Genomic DNA, 22,173 nt, shown 5'->3' on the forward strand with positions numbered 1-22,173 from the left:
CTCCTACTTGGATAAGTATAACATATCCTTTTGGAATACCAAAAGGATATGTTTTTTATTCAGTTACTTTTTCACGTTTTTTAATTGCTGGCATAATTAATCCAAGTGCAGTTAAAACAATTGGTGTAATTACATTTAAAATCATTGTAAAAGTATCAGTTGAATACATACCCATTAAACAGCAAGCTGCAGTTACGATAAAACACCACCAACCAAAAATTTTAGCAATGGCCTGATTTTTGACAAAGCGATATTCAGCAGGGAATTTATCAAGCGCTCGACGAAGTGCTATGTAAGCTACAAATACCCACAAATATCTAAGTGGCATACAGACAGAGTTTAATTTGTTTAATTGAGCTAAAACAGCTGCTGCTCCAGGAACAACTGATTGAATTAAAATAATAGCCCCAGATAAAATACCAACCATCTTAATACCATTGATATAGGCACCATATTTATTTTTCTTCAATAATTTGGTTGGAATGAAAGTACGAGCATCTTCATTATCTAATAACATTCTTAAAGGGGCATCAATACTTAATACTAAAGTTGAGAATTGTCCAATCATATTACATAATGCATAAATTATTAACAAAGCATCACCAACATGATAATACTCACCTAAAGATTGGAAAGCCCAATAAGCACCGTTAGAAACATAAGAATTGAATGATTCTTCTGTTGCATTGATAACAGTTGGATCAAACATCATTCCCATTGCAATTGTTCCTAAAATAGCACATACAACAACCATGATAGCTAAAGTAATCATTCCTTTAGGGAAACCTTTTGATGGATTTTCAACTTTATTAACATATGGAGATATTTTTTCACAACCTCCAACTGCAAAGACTAAAATTGAAAGGGATGTAAAGTAATTTACATTAAATTGGGGTATAATTTTATCCCAGCTAAAATCTAAAGAAACAAAGCCACCGTTAGGATTGATAACTGGTGCTGCAAACATCATTAGAATATATAAAATTGACATGACGAACATACTTGTACCAGCAATTGTAGCTAGTTTCTTTAATGGATTTAAACCACGACTGGCAACCCAACAAAAGAAAATAAAGACAACTAGTGTAGCTAATTGAATCCATAAAGTAGGGAAAGTATCATAAGTTTCAGCGTTTCTAAAAATAGCCCAACTTAATGCTTTTAAACCACCACTACCTTTACTTGCAATGTAAGTAATATGACATGCCCAATAAGTCCATCCAGCATAGTATGCTAGTTTTGGACCCATTGTTTCATGAATCCAGGAACTGACACCACCACCAGAATTTTTAAAAGCTGATCCCAATTCTCCAACCATAAGAGCGTATGGAACAAAATATAGGGCAAACATCAAGATCCAGCTAAAAATTACTTGAATTCCATTGAAATAAACAAAGCCATTAACAACATTTCCAAAACCCCAGACAGTAGAAAATGCCATAAAGGCTAAGTTATACCATGTAATCTTTTTAGATTTTTCCATATTTTTCCTCCTTTTTTCAATAAATCAAGTATTAAAATTGTTCTAATGTTTAAACATCAATACAATTTAACTAGTTCATTATAACACTAAACATCTAGAAGTGTAAAATTTTTAATATGTTTTATTATGGAAACGTTTAGATTACTATGTTGTTTTGTTTTAAAAACCCATATTTTACTTCTATAGTTGCCTAATACTAAAGCAAAAATTTCAAGAAATAGTTTTTAAACAATTATAAAAAATATTGTCGTGAACTATTTTATGCAATATAATGATAATATCAGTTTAATGCAAAGAAAATTTTCAAAATAAGCAATATTAAAATAAAAAAGTAGATACGGGGAAATCATTATGGAATACAAAGATTACATTAATAGTGTTATAAGTTTACTTGATGACATGGATGAATACGACAAAACGGTTTGGATTTATGAATATGCTAGAAGACAAAATAAAGAAAATCGTAAAGCTTTTTTAGATTCTTTAACACCGCCAATAAAGAAAGTAATTAATTTTGATGAAAATGAATTTCATGAATTTATTGAAGATGTAAAAAATCAGGCGCTATTTATTGAAACTAGAGAAGAAGAGTACTATGATGAAAGTATTCATAATGTAGAAACAAAAACAATTTATTTGCAAAATTGTGAACTATTGACTAGGTTGAACTACTATATAAATATTGGAATTGATTTAATTGCTAATGAGGACAATGAAATTGGGTTCGATGTTTTAGATCAAATATCACAATTAGTAATTACAACTAATAATGAATATGGTTATATTGAAGAACTTTCATTAAGAGATCTATTTGGTCGCAATTTAATTAAAACATCCAGATATAATTATTACCTTAATTTATTGTATGCAGCATTTACTCTACATAAAAGTATTACCGAGATTTATTTAATTTTTAAACAATACGATCATCATGATATTCTTTTTAGCGATTTATTAGCATTTGGAAAACATGAACTTAATTTTGATCATCAATTTTATCAAGAATGGATCGACTTTCTTGAAAATGAACCAGGTAATTTATCAGCATATTTAATTAAAGATGCTTGTTATTTGGATGGTGGTATTATTAAATTGTTGGCCACTATTGATACAATTGGAGAAATTCATCCATTACTTTATCAAGAAGCTCTCAGTTATTATTTAAACCGAAATGATTATCAACAAATGGTCCAAATTGGATTACAGGCTTTAAAACGAATTCCTGAACAATTCAAGATTCGTGCTAAAATTGCTGCAAGTATCAAACCTTATTATGATAATACATGTTATTTAAATGAAGTTATCTTTTTATCAGAACCAACTCCATATAATTGTTTAAAATTATATAATGAAAATGTGGATTTTGATTATATAATTGAAACTTTTAAACAAATTAACTATCAAAATGATATCAGTTTAGTTTTAAATGATGATGAATATGCTATTTGTCATATAGATGATAAACAACGGCTTCTATTAGAATTTTTATTAGGAAATATTGAAAAAGCAATTCAGTTATATGATGAATCTAGAGGGTATCCACATTTAAGAGATACAGTGATTTTATTAGTTTTAATGCTTTTAAAATCAGATGATTATAAATATGTAGCTAATAGAGATATAATGAATGATATTAAAAAACTTTTAAATATTCCTGAAGATAAGAATAATAGTTTTCAAATGTACTTTAAACTATGGAAACAATCATTAGTTATTTCACCTATACAAAAAGAAAAATTATTAAACTGGATCATTAAAGTTGTAACAACTATTGTTGAAAGAAAGTTAGAAAATAATGCGCTTGAAACTTATAAACAACTAGCAGATATTATTGTGATTTTAGCACAAATCCTAGCTGAAAATAATATCATCGATGACGAACAGTCATACATAAAAAAATATTTACAAGAATATAATCATAAATATACATTTAAAGAACGATTAATTAATGCCAGTAAAATTATTACCCAAATAGAATATTAATTAATAATAAATATTGAATTTAAATAGTATTACATCAGTAATACTATTTAGTTTTTAGCAGAGTAATTCTCAATTAATTGATAAAGATTTAAATATTATAAGTAGTCTGAATTTAAATTATCGGCTATAATATAGTCAACTAGATATCAATTAGGAAAGGAGGTTTCTAATGATTTATGTATGTAGCGATATTCATGGTTGCATGGCTCGCTATCAGGAAGTATTAAATGTTATAAATGAAGACGATTATTTATATATATTAGGCGATGTAATCGATCGAGGGGAAAATGGCATTGAAATTTTAATAGATATTTTAAATCGAGATAACATTACTGTTTTAATGGGAAATCATGAGTTTATGATGTATCAGGCGTTAGTAGCTAAAAAGCGCCTAGAATTATTTAATTGGATTCATCCACAAAATGGTGGAAAAACAACTTTGAAAAAATATCAACAATTAGATGATCAAACTAAAGAAAGATTATTAGATTTGCTTAAAAATATGCCTTTATATATAACCATTAATTTCAATAATAAAAATTATTATCTATCTCATGGGACTTATTTGCCGATTGAAAATATCGAAAATCCTATTATCGAAAATATTAATATCCAATCAGCTTTTAAAATAGTTTGGGATTCACCATTTACTAATCAAGCATTGATCAAAGATTATTGTCATTTCGATGTATATTTGCATGGACATAAATTTGTTCAACGTTTTACAGGTTTAGATAATTATCAAGCAATGATTTGGAATACAGTAGATAAAGATGGTCGTGCTATAGATATAATTGATTTAGATGGTGGTTGTGCCTGCATTGGAAATCCTCATGTAAAGACAACTTCTTTGATATTATATAATTTAAGTACCGATAGTTATCAATATTTCTTTAGTTTAGATAGCGAAAAATAAATATGTAATAAGATATATGAATATTAATATAGAGGGGAGATAAATATTATGAATGATTCATATAAATTAAAAGCTGATTTATTAACAGATGCTTTACCATATATGCAGGATTTTGAAGGAAAAACGATGGTAATTCAATATAGTTGTAATAACATCGCAACTCCTGAAGAAGAAAAGAGGATCATGCAAGATATTGCGTTATTGCATTTTGTCGGAGTTCATCCAATAGTGGTTCATTCAAGTAAAAAAGGAACTGATATTTTTAGAGAAAATAAACGAATTGCTGCTTTATTAGAAACAAACAATTTAAAAGCAATTGGTATCTGTGGTATTGATTTGCAGACAATTAATATCTTAATTGATAATCAGTATATCCCAGTCATTATGCCAAATGATATTCAAACGGAAGATGAAAATATTTTAGCTGAAGATGTTGCAAGAAAAATAGCAGTAGAATTAAAAGCTGATAAGTTGATTTTTATGTCTAAAGATAAAGGTTTATTAGACGATGATGGTAACTTGATACCTATTATGTCTTTAGATAATCTTATCGAATATAACAAAAATCATGAGCAAAAAGGTTTTCTTGATTTAAAAGTACAAAATGCAATCAAAGCTATTAACGGTGGAGTACATCGAGTACATATTATTGATGGCTTAGCTGAACATAGTATTTTAGTTGAATTATTTAGTGTTAAAGGTATAGGAACAGCAATACTTGATAGTTTAGATAATTTATATAAGCATGAGATAGATAATTCCTAAAGATATATTATAATATCTGTCGATGTTTATTTGGTAAAAATAGCCGAGGTTCGACAGATTTATTTCTAAATAGTATAAATTATTTTATCGATAATAACAAATAATATGTAAAATATTATAAAACTTAAATATTTCAATGATTATTATAGCTATCTATTCAAAAAATAACGGGTTATTAATCTAATCATTATATGAAATGTAAATGTTCGTGCTTATTGTTTGATTTGGAATGAGTGGTTTGTTATTAATCTAATCATTATATGAAATGTAAATAGATGAGCGAAAACAGGCCAATAATAATCAAATCGCGGTTATTAATCTAATCATTATATGAAATGTAAATTTATTCATCACCACTTAAAAAATCATCTACTTGTACGTTATTAATCTAATCATTATATGAAATGTAAATAAGGGGAATGAGGTCAAAAGTTTTATCGACTATTGGGTTATTAATCTAATCATTATATGAAATGTAAATAAGTCTTGGAACAACAACAATAAGAAAGGGGCGTTAGTTATTAATCTAATCATTATATGAAATGTAAATTTTAAAGCATATTTTCTAGCATAAGAACTACTAGCGCCGTTATTAATCTAATCATTATATGAAATGTAAATGGCCTACAACATCAAACAGGAACGGGCCAACGAAAAGCGTTATTAATCTAATCATTATATGAAATGTAAATGAGACATCTGTCTTTGTGAATGTTACTTGTTTATCGTTATTGATCTAATCATTGTATGAAACAAAAATAATCAATATGCCATTGGATTAACAATTCAATGACAATTAATCAATTATATTATATAATTTTACATATATGTTAGGTTTTAGTTTGTTAATAAATATAAATTTTAGAAAGGAGAGCCTCATTATAAAGAGCGGACGTGTATTATGAATCCATCAATCGATCCAATTAAAACAGGTTTAAAAATTAAAACACTTATGATTCAAAACGGTATTACAGCTCGCGATATTCAAGAAGAATTATCATTAGGTTGTGTTCAAAGTGTTTATCGCTGGTTAAATGGTAAATCTTTGCCAAGCGTTGATAATTTATATGCTTTAAGTTATATTTTTAATGTTACTGTCGATGAACTAATTTGTGGAAATCGAGAGCAATTTAAGAAACCATATATAGTAAAAGAAATTATATTTTCTTATCAATTATACAATTAATACAAATATTTTAATAACTTCCATAAATAACATTTCTAGTTTTACAAAACAACATAATTTACTTTCCCAAATGTTCATCCAAGGCATTTTTTATTATTTCTGTTTGATAGATTTTTAAATTTTATGATTAACCTTATTTTTATAATAATAAAATTTAGATAAGGATGTTTTTTATATTAGCTGAACGTGTTTATTTAAAAAATATTCTTTTACATCTATTAAATTTTGTTTATAATTTAGTGTGTGAAAAAGGAGAATTATGGATGATAAAGATTGATTTAATTACTGGTTTTTTAGGAGCAGGGAAAACAACATTTATTATTAATTATGCGAAATATTTAGTAGAGCAGGGACAAAAAATTGGTATTATAGAAAATGATTTTGGAGCTGTTAATGTTGACATGATGCTATTGCAAGATAGCCTAGGGGATAAGTGTGATTTAGAAATGATATCAGGTGGTAGTGATATCGAGACTCATCGTCGACGTTTTAAAACTAAATTAATTGCAATGGGAATGTTAGGCTATGATCGTGTATTAATAGAACCTTCTGGAATATTTGATGTTGATGAATTTTTTGATTTGTTATATGAAGAGCCTATAAATAATTGGTATGAAATCGGTAGTGTAATTGCCATTGTTGATGCAAAATTAGAAACAGAATTATCAAAAGAATCTAATTTTCTATTAGCATCACAAATTGCTAAAGCTGGAAAAGTTATACTAAGTCGCAGTCAAGATGCAAGTAAGACTGATATTGATCAAACCATTGCTCATTTGAACCAAGCATTAAAGCAAGTTCAGTGTAATCGTAAAATTGACAATGATGTAATCATAAAAAATTGGTCTGATTTTAAAGACCAGGATTATCAAGAAATCGTCAATTCTGGATATATCAATGAAGATTATCAAAAGATGCATTTTAAACAAGAGGAAGCTTATAGTTCATTATATTTTATGAATATTAAAACTACTGCATCACAATTAAGTAAACAGGTTGCTAAAATCTTCAAGGATCAAAATTGTGGCAATGTATTTAGAATTAAAGGATTCATTAATGATGATAACTGGCTGGAATTAAATGCCACCAGACATGAAATAACAATCAATTCTATAAAACAAGGACAAGAAATAATTATTGTAATTGGTGAAAATCTTAATCATGATTTAATCGAAAAATATTTATTAAATAAAGTCGTCTAGTCATGGCAGCTATTTACTAAAATCCATAATTAATGTTATATTGTTAGTACATTGCATAAAAGGGGGGATATTATGGATAATCAATTAACATTTAGATTTGCAACTGAAGAAGATGTTGCTTTAGTTTTAAAATTTATTAAAGGAATAGCTGAATATGAAAAAATGCTCGATCAGGTAGAGACAAATGAAGAATTATTACATGAATATTTATTTGAAAAAAAACGAGCTGAAGTAATATTTGCTGTGGTTGATAATGTTGAAGTAGGATTTGCACTATTTTTTCACAACTATTCAACTTTTGTTGGAAAATCCGGATTATATTTAGAAGATATTTTCGTTTGGCCAGAATATCGAGGAAAAGGATATGGAAAAGCAATTTTTAAACAGTTAGTTAAAATTGCTCATGATCGTGATTGTGGTCGAATGGAATGGGTATGTTTAAACTGGAATCAGCCAAGTATTGATTTCTATTTATCATTGAATGCCAAACCAATGGATGAATGGACTACATATCGTCTAGATAAAAAAGCAATTGAAGATTTATTAGACAAGTAATTCACAATTGTGAATTAAATGTGAATTACTTTAAAACAGGATGTGATTATAAATGCAGATGAATGAAAAATGTTTACCTTGTTTAATTAATCAAGTTATTAAAGTTGCTAATATTACAAATTGTAATAATCGGGATTTACTTTATCAAAAAGTATTTAAACAGTTAGGTGAGATGGAGTTTAAAAAATCTAACCCCGAAATAATAGGAATAATTTTTGAATTAGTGAAAAAACATTTAGATAATTCTGATCCGTATCATGATATTCGAAAATATTATAATGATATGTTCCTAAATCATTATAAACAATTTGAAACCAAGATAACTGATCTGAAAACAGCTGTAAAATATGCTATTATTGGCAATATTATTGATTTTAGTCCGATTGAAAATCAAGAGATTAATAATATTGATGATTGGTTTGCAAATATCGATGATTTAACATTAACGATTGATGATGTTAATAAAATGATTGATGATATCCAAAAAGCTAATCAAATACTATATTTAGGTGATAACTGTGGTGAAATCTGTTTAGATAAATTATTACTTAAACAGATTAAATTGATTAATCCTAAAGTTAATTTGTATTTTGGCGTAAGAGGAAAACCAGTTGTTAATGATTCGATTGAGGCTGATGCATATTATGTCGGTATTGATCAATATGCTAATATTATTAGTAATGGTGACAGTTCACTTGGAACAGTAATATCACGTACTAGTGAATCATTTAGACAGATTTTTGAAGATAGTGATTTTGTCATTGCAAAAGGACAGGCAAATTTTGAAAGTTTATCTGAGGAAAATAAAAAAATCTACTTTTTATTAATGGTAAAATGTGCTGTAATTGCCAACTATATAAAAGTGCCACAGAAATCATTGATTTGTTATTATAAGGGAGATTAAAAGCCACAGTTTATTCACATTAGTCACAATTGTGAATAAACTGTGAATTAGGTGAATAAAAATGGTAAAAAAGGAACAGATGTCTGGTGGTAATGTCCATCAGACATATAAATTAGACGATAAAGTCTATCGTAATACTTCAGGAAATCCTAATATTCATCTTTTGCTACAACATTTGCAACATAAAAATTTTAGTTATACTCCAAAATTTTTTGGAGTAGTAAATAATCAGGAAGTATTATCTTATATTCCTGGTTATGTTCCAGGAGATAAATATCCATCATGTCCTAATTATATCTGGTCAACAGATAATCTGATTGAAGCGGCTAAAATATTACGACAATTTCATGACTTGACAGTTGATTTTTTAAAGAATAATTTGAATTCTAATTGGGAATTGAATATTTTTTCTGAAGATGAGCAACAAGTCATCTGTCATAATGATTTTGCACCATATAATTTTGTTTACATGGATACTAGAATAATCGGATTAATTGATTTTGATATGGTCAGTCCAGGACCTAGAATTTTTGATATAGCTTATGCTTTATATACAATTGTACCATTATCGAGTTTTCAATTTGATGATAGAGGTAACATCAGGAAATATCAATCATTTGATGCTTTGATTAGAAGACAACGAATTTATTTATTTTTCGAAGCTTATCAGATGCCACGACCTGATAATTTAAAACAATGGATAATCAGGCGATTAATTGTTTTATGTGATTATATTGATAAGCGAGCTAAATTAGGTAATAAAGCATTTGAAAAGATGAAAAAAGAAGGAACGATTGAATATTATCGTCAAGAAATAAATTTTATTGAACAGAATTTTGATGATTGGTAAAAGCATGTTTACATGCTTTTTATCTTTTTATTAAAATAACTTATTGTAATTATGATGATATCTATTATAATTTAATTATTATTATGAAATTAGGATGATTTTAGATGAAAAATATAGTTTTTGGAATATTAGCTCATGTTGATGCTGGAAAGACAACATTGACTGAAAGTCTGCTTTATTTAAGTGGGGCAATTAGAAAATATGGCCGTGTTGATCATGGAGATGCCTTTTTTGATTATGATTTACAAGAGCGAAACCGGGGAATTACAATTTTTTCAAAGCAAGTCGTTTTTGATTATCAAGATTGTAAATATACTTTAATTGATACACCAGGTCATGTTGATTTTTCTTCCGAAATGGAAAGAACTCTGCAAGTATTAGATTATGCTATTTTAGTCATTAGTGGTTTAGATGGGATTCAACCACACAGCGAAACTATTTGGAAGTTATTAGAATACTATCAAATACCTACATTTATTTTCGTTAATAAAATGGATACAACGACTAAAACTAGAGAAGAACTGATAACCAGTTTTAAAGAAAATTTCAGTGATAACTGTTTTGATTTTGATTATCGTGATGCTAATTTTTATGAAAACATTGCTTTAAATGATGAAAAATTGCTAGATTATTATTTGGAAAATCAGATATTAAGTGATGAATTATTGAGTGAAGAAATTGCTCATCGTCAAATTTTTCCTGTGTACTTTGGATCAGCATTAAAAAATGAAGGAATTGAACACTTTTTTAATGAATTTACTCACTTTGTTCAAGAAAAAAAATATCCCGATGATTTTGGCGCTCGAGTTTTTAAAATTACTCATGATAAGCAAGGAAATCGTTTAACGCATTTAAAAGTTACTGGTGGCAAATTAAAAGTTAAAGAAAGTGTCAATGATGAAAAAATTGATCAAATTAGAATTTACTCAGGCGATAAGTATCAGATGGTTGATGAATTAACTGCTGGTAGTGTTGGAACGATAAAGGGTTTTAAGAATATTCAAGCTGGCGATGGATTGGGATTTGAAAAATCTGATGTACAACCAATCTTAGCATCATATATGGATTATCAAATAATTCTACCTGATGATTGTGATCAACATCAGATGATCCAGAATTTAATGTCTTTAGCGCAAGAAGATCCCCAGTTACATTTATCATATGACGCTGCGTCTAAAGAGATTCATTTACAGTTAATGGGACCAATTCAAATTGAAATCTTACAGAATATTATATTTGAAAGATTTAAAACTAAAGTGACGATTGGATTTGGGAAGATTTTATATAAAGAAACTATTGCAGCTCCAATTGAAGGAGTAGGCCATTATGAGCCATTGAGACATTATAGTGAAGTTCATTTATTACTAGAACCACTGCCGGCAGGAAGTGGCTTGCAGTTTGCACTTAATTGTCAAGAGGAAATGCTGCCATTAAATTATCAGCATTTAGTTTTAACTCATTTACAAGAAAAAGAGCATCTCGGTGTCTTAACTGGATCACCGATTACTGATATGAAGATTACCTTAATTGCCGGTCGAGCTCATCAAAAACATACCGAAGGTGGTGATTTTCGTGAGGCTACTTATCGGGCAGTTCGTCATGGGCTTAAACGGGCACAATCAATTTTATTAGAACCATATTTTGATTTTACTTTAAAATTACCAGTTGAGTTTTTAAGTCGAGCTATCTATGATATTGAAGCCAAAAATGGGAAATTTTCAATTGATGATCAAAATGAAAAAACTGTAACGATAACTGGTCAGGCGCCTGTTAGAAAAATGCAGGATTATCAAAATGAAGTTATTAGTTATACTAAAGGTCAAGGTCAATTAATTTGTCATTTAGCAGGCTATCAACCTTGCTTAGATCAAGATAAAATTGTCAGTGAGATAGGTTACGATAGCGAAAGTGATTTAAATAATCTTACTGGATCAATTTTTTGTAGTCACGGAGCTGGTTTTAATGTTAAATGGGATGAGGTAGCAAATTATATGCATATACCTTATCAAACTAAAATTAAAGAAAGTAATAATTATAAAAATGAACAAGTGCAATACCATGATGAAGATGAGGAATTAGAGGCTATCTTTTTAAAAACCTATGGGGTTTCTAAGCGTAATCTCAATAATAATCAAAAACCTAAGCCATTAATAAAACAAACTACATATATTCATAAACCCGAATGTATTTTAGTTGATGGTTATAATTTGATTTATACTTGGCCAGAGTTAAAAGAATTGGCACGAGATAATCTTGATGCTGCCCGGATGCGGTTGATTGATTTGATGTGTAATTATCAGGGCTATAAAAAGTGTATTTTAATTTTGGTTTTTGATGCTTATAAAGTTAAAGGTAATTTAGGAACATCAGAAAAATACCATAATATTTATCTTGTTTACACCAAAGAAGCCCAAACTGCAGATATGTATATTGAACGAACAACTCATGAATTAGCTAGTAAATATGATATTACAGTTGTAACTTCTGATGCGCTTGAACAATTGATCGTTTTAGGGCAAGGTGGAAAGCGGATTTCTTCAAGAGAACTTTATCTAGAGGCCACTCGTTTAGATCAAGAAAAATTAACAGAATATCAGCAACGACAACCTCAAGGACATAATTATTTGTTGGCTGATTTAAAAGATTTTAATTCAAAGGAGTGATTTTAGCAGTGTCATATAAATATAATTTAAATTATATCGGTGGTATTGAAGCATATCGTAAAAGAGCAATGTATACATTAAATATCAAAGATGATAGTTTTTCGGTAGATGGGCTTTTTAAAAGTCAACATTTTTCCTATGACGATATAGTTGATATTAAATATGGAGAAATTGATTTATTAAAAGAAAATACTGAAATTGTTAGATTGATGTTATTTGATCAAGTTTCATTATTAAATTGGAAAAATAACAAACGGATTAATTATTGTTTAGTTATTGTTTTAAAAGATCAGACTATTTTATTTGCTGAAGAATATGAAGTATCTATAGCTAAAGCGTATCAAAGACTATTAGATTCAGTTAATAAAACAAGAAAAGTGAGATCTTAGCTTAGGCTAATTTCTCACTTTTTCATCTTCATTTTTTTGATCAAGATAACGACCAACCTTTTTAGTAATCAAGACTAAAATTGGAATACAAATAATTATAGTTATTAAAATTATGATAATTAATTTAGTGTTTAAAGGATGCATTTCCAATAATGGCCAGAAAATTGGTGTAGATAAAATAAATCCAATAATATCAATAACCAGAACAACTCCACGATACCAGTTTAATGGTTTGTAGATCCGATAAATCATATGAATAGAAATAAACGCTGTAGTAAAATACAATATCGTAAATGTTTCTGGTAAAGAAATATTAAGTACACTATCTAATAGACGAATTGTAGCTACTGATAAAACAATAACAAGGGCATTTGGTAAAGAAAAGCGCATAGCATGATTGCCAATTGATTCTTTAGGTTTTTCAATATTTCGTTCAAATAAAATCATAAAAGAAGGGAAACCTTCGATAAACATATCCAACAATGTCATTTGGAATGGAATAAATGGATATGGTATATTTAATAAAATCGATAATATTGATAATAAAATAGTGTAAATTGTTTTAAGATAATACATTGAAGCCGAACGGGTAACGTTATTAATTACTAAGCGTCCTTCTCTAACTACTTCAACTAAAGTATCAAGTTTACCATCAATGATAACAAATTGTGAAATCTGTCTGGCAATATCCGAACCATTTCCCATCGCAATTGATACATCGGCATCTTTTAACGCCAGTACATCATTAACACCATCGCCAGTCATCGCTACTTTAAGCTGATGCTTTTGTAAAGTTAAAATCATTTGATGCTTTTGAAACGGACTAGCTCTACCAATAACATTATAATTTAAAATGGCATCTTCTAATTCCTCATCAGTTGTTAAAGTTGAAGCATCAATATAATTTTGAGCATTAGCAACACCAGCCTGCATTGCAATGGCACTAACTGTCGCTGGATTATCGCCAGAGATAACTTTAACAGTAACTTCGTTATCGCTAAAAAATTTTAAAGCTGAGTGAGCATCTTTGCGAATTGGATCTCTAATAACGATTAGTCCAAGTGGAATTGTTTCATTTAATGTATCAGCAATAGTGCTTAGATCTGGATGATGACCAACTAGTAAGATTCTAGCACCGCTTTCTTGCATTTTGACAATTTCAGCATCTAATTGCAAAGTAGGCTTAATAATTTCTGGAGCACCGACAATAACAGTTCCAATTTCCTCTAAAGTTGCTGCAGACCATTTTCTAGCTGATGAAAAGGCAATTCGATCTAGCGTTTGATACTTACATTCACCTGTAAAATATTTTTTGAGAGTTTTAAAGGTTACATTGTTGTCCAGTGAGCCAGCAACAAATGAGCTCATGACTTGATGAAAATCAAGCTTTAAGGGATTGTCTAATTCAATTACTTGTTCAATCTCCATTTTCCCTTCCGTTAATGTTCCAGTTTTATCCAGACATAAAACATCAATTCGCGAAAGCGTTTCGATGCTAAACATTTCTTGTACTAATGTATTTGATTTTCCTAATTTAACCACACTGGCCGCTAAGGAAACACTCGTAAGCAAAACTAATCCTTTAGGAAGCATTCCTAAAAGGGCTGTGGCTGTATTAACAATAGTACTGGTAATATCCTGATTTCGAATTACATAGGCTTGATAGAGCATTAAAATACTTAGTGGCAAAACTAAGTAACTAGTATATCTAGTTACTTTATTAAATGTATTTAATAGAACTGAATCAACAGGTTTTCTAGTTCGAGCCTGATCAGTTATCTTATTGGCATAATTATCTTTACCAACATGTTCTACTTGACAATAACAGGCTCCACTTAAAATAAAACTTCCAGATAACAAGTGATCACCAGGTTGTTTATAAATTGGATCAGCTTCACCAGTTAATAAAGATTCATCAACTTCAACACAATCTTCAATAATAATTGAATCCGCACTAATTTGATTTCCCGTTTCAAAACGGACAATATCATCAAGAACCAATTCTTCATTATCAAGCATTATCTCTTGACTATCACGAATAGCTTTGGTTTTAGGGGAGACAATTAAATTTAACTTGGCAACCATGTTTTTCGATCTTATTTCTTGTCGTGCACGAATAAACGTATTAGATACAACTACTACAACAAAAAACAAACTTGAATATGCTTTAACAGCAATTAAAGCAACTGCAATAACAAAATTATATGCATTGAATAAATTAAAAACATGACCGATAATAATTTGAAAATTACTTTTTACTTTAGGTTTAATCGCAGTATTTACTTTTCCCTCAGCAATTCTTTGTTGCACTTGTTGTGCATTCAAACCGTTTATTTTTTTCATAAGTTACCTCATAATCAATTTATTTTAATTTATTATAACAATTTTTAACATACTATATCATACCATTGAAATATTAATATGTTATCATAATAAATCTAAATAAAAACAAAATATTTCTTAAAGCATTTTTAGCCTTAATAACTAATAATATACCTTATCACCTATTTAAATGCAAGTAATCATAGATAAATATCTAAAGTTATACATCTTTGTAACTTACTATGGTATACTTTTTTTGGTAGGGGGAATTAATATGCCTAATGTTTATGACTATTTAAAATGGCGTGGAGATTTATCTTTTCAAGTAGATCCCTTTAATGAAATTGATGCTTTGATTTTATCAGAAATTGCTTATGTTGAATTTAATCAAGTTTTATCTTCAAATAATTTGATTACGCTAAAAGATGTGGCTGAGTCTTTTCTATCAAATAGTGATGAACAACGTTTTTCATTTATTAAAGACTCACTTATTTTATTAAAAGAATGTGCTAAATATTCCCGGTTTAGTAAGATAAAATTAGCTAATTATGTTAATGAACTAGATTATCAAAATGACAAGCAGTTTGCAGCAATAACATTTTATTTAAATGATCACGATCAATTTGTTGCCTTTCGTGGAACTGATGATACTATTCTTGGATGGAAAGAGGATTTTCAAATGACATATCTCTATCCAGTCGAATCACAAATTAGAGCAACAAACTATTTAAAAGATATTCTTGAAAGTAACAAATTGTCTAAACTAGGATCATCTTTAAAAGTGGCTGACATTAAAAAATATCCTGAAATAATTTTAAGATGGATCAAAAATATTATTACTAAATCTCATGTTTATGTTGGAGGTCATTCCAAAGGTGGTAATTTAGCTGTTTATGCTGTTAGTAATCTAAGTAATCAATTAACTAAAAAAATTACTACTGTTTATAATTTTGACGGTCCTGGATTTAATCAGACAATGATTAAACAAACTAATTATCAATCAGTAACTCATAAAATAAGAAAGTATATACCTGAAAATTCAGTATTTGGTATCATGCTTGAAAGCTTAGAACCAATTACTATTGTTAAAAGTGATGCCCGGGGTATCATGCAACATAGCGGGCTTACATGGCAAATTATTGGAACAAAATTTGAGGTATTAGATAGTATGAGTTTCGATAGTAAAGTTTTAAGTGCAGCGTTTGATAGCTGGTTAGATAAAGTTGATTTAAAAACACGAGAAAATGCCATTAAAACAATTTTTACGACTTTAGATTCTTTAGGAATAAAAACAATAGATGATCTTACTAAAATATCATTTAGTGATTTATTTTCATTAATTAAACAACTTACTAACTTAGATGATGAAAGTCGTAATGCTGTAATCTTTTTTTTTAAAACATTAATAACTGAAAGTACCAACTTTTATAAATTATATCATCTTCATAATCCTGAAGATAATTCATAGAATGTTAATATTTTATTATTATACTATAGCTTATAGTTTGAAAAGAGGGTTAAAATGAGAAAAATACAAGATGCTTTATATCGGTTTATGGCTGGGCGTTATGGTTCCGATCAATTAAATATGTTTATCTTGATTGTTGCGATTATTTTAATATTCATTAATATCTTTTTAGTTAATAGTCAAATTATTGCCTGGCTAGTTTGGGTATTATTAATATTTGAAATTTTTAGAACTTATTCAAGAAATATTTATCAACGTCGCAAGGAAAATGAAAAGTTTTTGGCAATAACTAGTCCAATAAAAAAACGCTATTTAATTTTGAAAAATAATCATCATGATAAACAACACAAATATTTTCTTTGTCCTAATTGCAAGCAGATGGTTAGGGTACCTAGAGGTCGTGGTAAAATTACAATTACGTGTCCTAAATGCTCACAAAAATTTGATAAAAAATGTTAAAAAATGATGCCAGGGCATCATTTTTTTAGTCTTTTTAGATGTTTAATAATTATATCAGTTAATTTTCCTAGTAATTTTTCATCAGCTTCATCAAAACGATCTAAACTAGTAGAATCGATATCAAGTACTCCAAATAACTGATTATCAATGATCATTGGTAAAACAATCTCACTATTACTAGCACTATCGCAAGCAATATGACCAGGGAATTCATGAACATTACTTACACGATAAACTTTTTGATTAGTAGCACAAGCACCACAAACCCCACGATCATAAGGAATAATCGTACATGCAGTTTTACCTTGAAACGGTCCTAAGATTAGATGATCATCTTGGTTTAGATAAAATCCAGCCCATGAAATATCATCAAATGTTTCAAAGATAAAAGCTGCTGCGTTTGATAAAAGAGAAATTTCATATTTAATATCTTCTAATAAACTATCTAATTGTTGTTCTATCATTTTCATCACCGTCTTTATTATACATTATTTTACCTATTTAAGGTTAAAAAATTAAGAATTGGTTAAAATAATAATAGATTGATAAAAAGGAGATTTTCAATGAAACAATTTATTAAACTATTATTTACATTAACTTTGATTTCAACTTTAAGCTTTGGTTTAAGTGGTTGTACAAGTAATAATACAGATGATAATAACACTGATGATCAAGAAAATAGTTCAATGGAAACAACTGACGATTTAAGTACTGTTGATGATAGAATTGACCAACAGTTTAACAATGATTATACTGTTAGCCAAGAAGATGTTAGTGAAGCAATCAGTTATATTAATGAAAATATTGATAATGTAAAAGATAAAGACACTGCAATCAATATTTACGAACGAGCTAGCTTTTTACAGCGAGCTGCTGAAACTGGAAATGTTGATGATTCTAACCGAATCAAAGAGCTGGCAACTACAACAAAAGAGTATGCTGCAAATATTTATCGAGCAAATGATGATGAAGTTGACAATATTATTGATGAAAGCAAAGCAAAATTTGATGAGTTTAAAAATGATTTCAAAGATGGAATTGATTCATTTGTAGATGATTTTATGAAATTCTTTTAAATAAAGTAGTAAAAGGGTAGAAAAACTACCCTTTTAGTATATTGCAAAAAATTAATTATTATTACTTAGTAAATAATAGGCAACACTGCTATAAATAATTGGACCTTTTAATAAAACTTCTTCATTAAAATCGTAAGTTGGATTATGTGGTGCAGCTGCTAGATCAGTTGTAAGTTTCATATATGTTCCAATTCCACCATGAGCTTGAACTGTTGCCAGCATATAGGAAAAATCATCGCTACCATCTAAAGGACTCAAATCTTTTTTAGCAACTCGTATATCTTTTAAATGATCTTGACAGACATGGCGGATGATATCCATCATTTTTTGATCACATTCAAGTGAATAAGCTTTACCCATTTCCTTGACCTCAACAATGGTATCATGCATTAAGGCGGCTCCTCTGATAACATCACGAGCGTAAAGTTCCATATAAGTATTTAATTCGGTTGTTTCACCACGGACTTCGATTTCTAATTTAGCTGTTTCCGGAACAACATTTCTACCAGTTCCAGCATGAATCGTTCCGACGTTGATTCTAGTGCATCCATCACTGTTTCGCGGAATTGAGTGTAGATTTAAAATACATGATGCGGCTGATAGCAGGGCATTTTTACCAAATTGAGGCATTCCTGCAGCATGTGAGGAAACCCCATGATAAATAACGTCTAATTTAGTCGTTGCAAAAGTTTCGTTCATTCCTAGAAAAATATCGGTATCATGATTATCATGATCATAATCCCAAATATGCCCAGCAAAAATATAATCAACATCGTTTAAAATGCCACTTTCACATACACTTTTAGCGCCACGAACACCTTCTTCAGCTGGCTGGAATATTAATTTAATTGTTCCATGTAAATGCTCTTTTATCTGCATTAAAATTTTAGCAACGGTTAATCCCATTGAAGCATGACCGTCATGACCGCAAGCATGCATAGCACCTGGATTACAAGAATTATAATGTTCTTTAGTTGGGATATGCTCTTGAGAATCATCTTCATCAATGCTTAAAGCATCAATGTCAAACCTAATTGCCACAACCGGTCCCGGACCATTTTGATATATTCCGGCAACCGCTGTAAAGCCATCTTTAACTTCTTCTAGATAGTAGGGATCAGCTCCCTGGGATAAAGCCCGTTTATAGTTGATAGTAAAAATCCGTTTACTCGGCAATCCCATGCGCCCCTCATCTCGCATGATTTCTTTACCTACTAATACCTGATAGCCTAGATCATCAAGTTTACGGGCGATAATTGAAGCAGTACGTAATTCTAGCCACCCTCTTTCAGCATATTTATGAAAATCACGTCTGGTTTCAATAGTTTCTAAATGATATTCTTTAGCTAATTGTTTTATTTTTTCATACATACTATTAATCACAATTAATCGTATTATTAACGATGATTAATTGCCTCTCCTTTCATATATATTTATCCACATTTATTTATCTAAATTCATTTTAACATTTTACAAAAAAAAGGTTAAGAAATTTAACTCTTAACCTTAAATAATTTATGATGATAGCGTTTTGATAAATATCGATAAACTTTCTTTAGCAGTGCCAATAAATATCGAGCGATATCAACAGTAATTGAAGAAAATGCAATTAACGCTAATAATACTACCATCCAGTTGAAACTGATATTGGTTAGTTCTAAAATATTTTGACCTATTATTAAAGCAACAAAATAACAGAATTGAGTGGCATAGATAATGATTTTACGATATAGCGTTAAAGGTCGATAAATAGTTAATAAAGCAAGGGTATAATTCCAGCCTGTAAATAAAATACAAATCGTTGACAACATCTCAGAATTATAATTTAGGGCTAATCCAATGTTAGTTATCAAAGTAGAGCCTATTGCAATAGTAAAAGCAAATGGAAAGGCATTATTTAAAACTTTCTCTAAAAAATTGCCTGAAACTCGATTAAAATTAGATTCATATGTTAAAAAGAAAGCGGGAATCCCAACACCACAGGCACTGATTACTGAAAGCTGTGCCGGTTCAAATGGGTAGGCCTGGCCAAAAATAATCGTTGATATTGCTAGTAAGGTTGAAAAGATGGTTTTGATTAAAAACATCGAAGCAGACATCGAAATATTATTAATAACCCGCCGTCCTTCATCAACAATGTGCGGCATAGCATCAAAATTATTATCAAGCAAGACTAAATTAGCTACATTTTTAGCTGCTTCACTTCCAGAAGCCATAGCAATGGAACAATCGGCTTCTTTAAACGCTAGAACATCATTAACTCCATCTCCAGTCATAGCAACTGTATGGCCTAATTTTTTTAAAGCAATGACCATCTGTCTTTTTTGCTGTGGCGTAACGCGACCAAAAACTGAGTAATTTTTTACAGCTTCCTCTAATTCTTCTGGTGATTTAAGCATACTTGTGTCAATAAACTGATCGGCTTTTTTTAAACCCGCCCGTTTAGCTATGGCTGAGACAGTTATCGGATCATCACCAGAAATTATTTTTAAATCAACTTCCTGATCATAAAAGTAGGCTAAAGTTTCTTTGGCATCTTCTCTAATTACATCACTTAAAATAATGATACCACAGGGATTTAAATCATCAGGTAGGAAAGTATCATACATAATTTCATTACTGTGAGCTACTACTAATACCCGATATCCTTGATTGGCATAATCTTTACAGCGATTATCTAATAAGACATGACCATCAGGAAATAAAAATTGATAAGCACCAAGATAATAAGTACCCTGATTATAAAAAGAAGTACCACTATATTTTCGATCAGAACTAAATGGAATTACAAAACAAGGATCAAATGTTGTTTTGATAGGATAATGTTCTTTTAATGCTTTTGAGGTAACATTATCATCATCTAACGAATACATTAAATTTCCAACTATTTCATCTAATTCAACATCACTAACTTTAATATCAAATTCTACTTTGATAGTTCCTTCAGTAAGTGTACCAGTTTTATCTAAACATAAAACATCAACACGGGCTAATGTTTCAATACAAAACAATTCTTGAACTAGGGTTTTTTTCTTAGCAAGTCGTAAAATACTGATAGTTAAAGCAACACTAGTTAAAAGAACTAAACCTTCAGGAATCATTCCTAAAATAGCCGCTACGGTACTGACGACCGCACTTTCAAAAGTTTGATGCGCATAGAAAAATTGTTTTAAAAATAAAAGAACACCAATTGGTAAAATAACAATACTAATACATTTTAAAATCTTATCAAGACAGCGATTTAATTCAGAATTATGTTTCTTTAATCTTTTAGCTTCTTTAGTGATTTGATTCATATAGCTATCTTCACCAACATGAGTTACTTGACAGATTCCGCGCCCTGAAGTAACAAAACTTCCTGAATATAGTTTATCACCATTAAGTTTTAAAACAGCATCTGATTCACCAGTAAGTAATGATTCATTTGCTTCTATATGACCATCAATCAAAGTACAGTCAGCTGGAATTTGCATACCCGTTGATAAAACGATATAATCATCAATTACGATTTGATCAATTTCAATTTCATGCATTTCACCATTACGAATTACATCGATGTGGGTAGCTGTTAAAATTGATAGGCGATCTAAGGTTCGTTTTGCTTTAATTTCTTGATAAATACCGGCAATAGTATTAATAATGATAATAAAAATAAATAGGGTGTCTTTATAAGAACCAACAAAAACAATTAAAGCAAATAAACTAATGTTCAATAAATTGAAGAAAGTAATGGTGTTATTCAAAAAAATTTGTTTATATGATTTAGTGATTTTATTATCTATTTTATTATATTTTCCTTCATTAATTCGTTGATTAACTTCATCAGTAGTTAATCCGCTATATTCATGACCATTTATTTCCATAATATTCTCCTTTAATAATATTATTTTATCGTAAATGTTTTGATTTAACAATAAATTCATAAGTTTATTCATAATTATTCAAAAATATT

At 29.2% G+C, this 22,173-nt stretch carries 18 protein-coding genes and 1 CRISPR repeat array; of the genes, 13 read left to right on the top strand and 5 right to left on the bottom strand.

Going from position 1 to position 22,173, the window contains the following annotated elements; translation table 11 throughout:
- Window positions 1-55: 55 nt before the first annotated feature.
- Window positions 56-1,483 carry an APC family permease gene (locus Q0K54_RS11940; protein ID WP_294581538.1) on the bottom strand — a complete coding sequence of 476 codons (1,428 nt, stop codon included), beginning with the start codon at window positions 1,481-1,483 and terminating at the stop codon, window positions 56-58.
- A gap of 351 nt (window positions 1,484-1,834) precedes the next feature.
- On the opposite strand from Q0K54_RS11940, the gene Q0K54_RS11945 reads away from it, so the two are divergent.
- The 10 genes from Q0K54_RS11945 to Q0K54_RS11990 all read left to right on the top strand — a co-directional run bounded on the left by Q0K54_RS11945 (window position 1,835) and on the right by Q0K54_RS11990 (window position 12,896).
- Window positions 1,835-3,466, top strand: coding sequence for a hypothetical protein (locus Q0K54_RS11945; RefSeq protein WP_294581539.1), 1,632 nt, complete (start codon window positions 1,835-1,837; stop codon window positions 3,464-3,466).
- Between the two features lie 169 nt (window positions 3,467-3,635).
- A complete protein-coding gene (locus Q0K54_RS11950; protein ID WP_294581540.1) occupies window positions 3,636-4,382 on the top strand; it encodes a metallophosphoesterase in 747 nt (248 codons plus the stop codon).
- A 48-nt stretch (window positions 4,383-4,430) separates the two neighbouring features.
- Window positions 4,431-5,147, top strand: a complete 717-nt coding sequence (locus Q0K54_RS11955; protein ID WP_294581541.1) for an acetylglutamate kinase — start codon at window positions 4,431-4,433, stop codon at window positions 5,145-5,147.
- Window positions 5,148-5,318: 171 nt separating this feature from the next.
- A CRISPR array of direct repeats spans window positions 5,319-5,907; the repeat unit is 33 nt; unit sequence GTTATTAATCTAATCATTATATGAAATGTAAAT.
- Between the two features lie 141 nt (window positions 5,908-6,048).
- The gene (locus Q0K54_RS11960; protein WP_294581542.1) at window positions 6,049-6,333 is read left to right on the top strand and encodes a helix-turn-helix domain-containing protein; all 285 of its coding nucleotides are present in this window, start codon (window positions 6,049-6,051) and stop codon (window positions 6,331-6,333) included.
- 263 nt (window positions 6,334-6,596) lie between these two features.
- Window positions 6,597-7,535 (top strand): GTP-binding protein, encoded by a 939-nt coding sequence (locus Q0K54_RS11965; RefSeq protein WP_294581543.1) that lies wholly within the window; start codon window positions 6,597-6,599, stop codon window positions 7,533-7,535.
- 72 nt (window positions 7,536-7,607) lie between these two features.
- A complete protein-coding gene (locus tag Q0K54_RS11970; RefSeq protein WP_294581544.1) occupies window positions 7,608-8,090 on the top strand; it encodes a GNAT family N-acetyltransferase in 483 nt (160 codons plus the stop codon).
- A gap of 52 nt (window positions 8,091-8,142) precedes the next feature.
- On the top strand, window positions 8,143-8,994 hold the full coding sequence (locus Q0K54_RS11975; protein ID WP_294581547.1) for a DUF89 domain-containing protein: 852 nt from the start codon (window positions 8,143-8,145) through the stop codon (window positions 8,992-8,994).
- A gap of 61 nt (window positions 8,995-9,055) precedes the next feature.
- Entirely contained in the window at window positions 9,056-9,844 is a 789-nt protein-coding gene (locus Q0K54_RS11980; RefSeq protein ID WP_294581549.1) for a phosphotransferase, read from the top strand.
- Between the two features lie 104 nt (window positions 9,845-9,948).
- The gene (locus tag Q0K54_RS11985) at window positions 9,949-12,507 is read left to right on the top strand and encodes a translation factor GTPase family protein (RefSeq protein WP_294581551.1); all 2,559 of its coding nucleotides are present in this window, start codon (window positions 9,949-9,951) and stop codon (window positions 12,505-12,507) included.
- Between the two features lie 8 nt (window positions 12,508-12,515).
- Complete coding sequence (locus Q0K54_RS11990; protein WP_294581553.1) at window positions 12,516-12,896, top strand: hypothetical protein; 381 nt, start codon at window positions 12,516-12,518, stop codon at window positions 12,894-12,896.
- 6 nt (window positions 12,897-12,902) lie between these two features.
- On the opposite strand, the gene Q0K54_RS11995 is transcribed toward Q0K54_RS11990, so the two are convergent.
- Window positions 12,903-15,239 carry an HAD-IC family P-type ATPase gene (locus tag Q0K54_RS11995; protein ID WP_294581555.1) on the bottom strand — a complete coding sequence of 779 codons (2,337 nt, stop codon included), beginning with the start codon at window positions 15,237-15,239 and terminating at the stop codon, window positions 12,903-12,905.
- Window positions 15,240-15,492: 253 nt separating this feature from the next.
- On the opposite strand from Q0K54_RS11995, the gene Q0K54_RS12000 reads away from it, so the two are divergent.
- Together Q0K54_RS12000 and Q0K54_RS12005 are read left to right on the top strand one after the other, a co-directional pair.
- Complete coding sequence (locus Q0K54_RS12000; RefSeq protein WP_294581556.1) at window positions 15,493-16,686, top strand: Mbeg1-like protein; 1,194 nt, start codon at window positions 15,493-15,495, stop codon at window positions 16,684-16,686.
- Between the two features lie 54 nt (window positions 16,687-16,740).
- Complete coding sequence (locus tag Q0K54_RS12005; protein ID WP_294581557.1) at window positions 16,741-17,145, top strand: hypothetical protein; 405 nt, start codon at window positions 16,741-16,743, stop codon at window positions 17,143-17,145.
- A 17-nt stretch (window positions 17,146-17,162) separates the two neighbouring features.
- On the opposite strand, the gene Q0K54_RS12010 is transcribed toward Q0K54_RS12005, so the two are convergent.
- A complete protein-coding gene (locus Q0K54_RS12010) occupies window positions 17,163-17,609 on the bottom strand; it encodes a GAF domain-containing protein (RefSeq protein ID WP_294581558.1) in 447 nt (148 codons plus the stop codon).
- Between the two features lie 99 nt (window positions 17,610-17,708).
- Between Q0K54_RS12010 and Q0K54_RS12015 the strand changes: the two genes are divergently transcribed.
- Window positions 17,709-18,221, top strand: a complete 513-nt coding sequence (locus Q0K54_RS12015) for a hypothetical protein (RefSeq protein ID WP_294581560.1) — start codon at window positions 17,709-17,711, stop codon at window positions 18,219-18,221.
- Window positions 18,222-18,272: 51 nt separating this feature from the next.
- Here the strand turns inward: Q0K54_RS12015 and Q0K54_RS12020 are convergent, their stop codons facing one another.
- Window positions 18,273-19,592 (bottom strand): amidohydrolase, encoded by a 1,320-nt coding sequence (locus Q0K54_RS12020; protein ID WP_294581562.1) that lies wholly within the window; start codon window positions 19,590-19,592, stop codon window positions 18,273-18,275.
- Window positions 19,593-19,714: 122 nt separating this feature from the next.
- Window positions 19,715-22,084, bottom strand: coding sequence for an HAD-IC family P-type ATPase (locus tag Q0K54_RS12025; RefSeq protein WP_294581563.1), 2,370 nt, complete (start codon window positions 22,082-22,084; stop codon window positions 19,715-19,717).
- Window positions 22,085-22,173 lie beyond the last annotated feature (89 nt).

This window comes from uncultured Thomasclavelia sp., from assembly GCF_944324745.1.
Taxonomy (GTDB): Bacteria; Bacillota_I; Bacilli_A; order Erysipelotrichales; family Coprobacillaceae; genus Thomasclavelia.

Bases quoted from the DNA above. Each gene is read 5' to 3' on its own strand.
- Q0K54_RS11980 (WP_294581549.1), top strand. From the start codon at position 9,056: ATGGTAAAAAAGGAACAGATGTCTGGTGGTAATGTCCATCAGACATAT.
- Q0K54_RS12015 (WP_294581560.1), top strand. From the start codon at position 17,709: ATGAAACAATTTATTAAACTATTATTTACATTAACTTTGATTTCAACT.
- Q0K54_RS11950 (WP_294581540.1), top strand. From the start codon at position 3,636: ATGATTTATGTATGTAGCGATATTCATGGTTGCATGGCTCGCTATCAG.
- Q0K54_RS11965 (WP_294581543.1), top strand. From the start codon at position 6,597: ATGATAAAGATTGATTTAATTACTGGTTTTTTAGGAGCAGGGAAAACA.
- Q0K54_RS11985 (WP_294581551.1), top strand. From the start codon at position 9,949: ATGAAAAATATAGTTTTTGGAATATTAGCTCATGTTGATGCTGGAAAG.
- Q0K54_RS11960 (WP_294581542.1), top strand. From the start codon at position 6,049: ATGAATCCATCAATCGATCCAATTAAAACAGGTTTAAAAATTAAAACA.
- Q0K54_RS11975 (WP_294581547.1), top strand. From the start codon at position 8,143: ATGCAGATGAATGAAAAATGTTTACCTTGTTTAATTAATCAAGTTATT.
- Q0K54_RS11955 (WP_294581541.1), top strand. From the start codon at position 4,431: ATGAATGATTCATATAAATTAAAAGCTGATTTATTAACAGATGCTTTA.
- Q0K54_RS11970 (WP_294581544.1), top strand. From the start codon at position 7,608: ATGGATAATCAATTAACATTTAGATTTGCAACTGAAGAAGATGTTGCT.
- Q0K54_RS11945 (WP_294581539.1), top strand. From the start codon at position 1,835: ATGGAATACAAAGATTACATTAATAGTGTTATAAGTTTACTTGATGAC.
- Q0K54_RS12010 (WP_294581558.1), bottom strand. From the start codon at position 17,609: ATGATAGAACAACAATTAGATAGTTTATTAGAAGATATTAAATATGAA.
- Q0K54_RS12000 (WP_294581556.1), top strand. From the start codon at position 15,493: ATGCCTAATGTTTATGACTATTTAAAATGGCGTGGAGATTTATCTTTT.
- Q0K54_RS11940 (WP_294581538.1), bottom strand. From the start codon at position 1,483: ATGGAAAAATCTAAAAAGATTACATGGTATAACTTAGCCTTTATGGCA.
- Q0K54_RS12005 (WP_294581557.1), top strand. From the start codon at position 16,741: ATGAGAAAAATACAAGATGCTTTATATCGGTTTATGGCTGGGCGTTAT.
- Q0K54_RS12020 (WP_294581562.1), bottom strand. From the start codon at position 19,592: ATGTATGAAAAAATAAAACAATTAGCTAAAGAATATCATTTAGAAACT.
- Q0K54_RS12025 (WP_294581563.1), bottom strand. From the start codon at position 22,084: ATGGAAATAAATGGTCATGAATATAGCGGATTAACTACTGATGAAGTT.
- Q0K54_RS11995 (WP_294581555.1), bottom strand. From the start codon at position 15,239: ATGAAAAAAATAAACGGTTTGAATGCACAACAAGTGCAACAAAGAATT.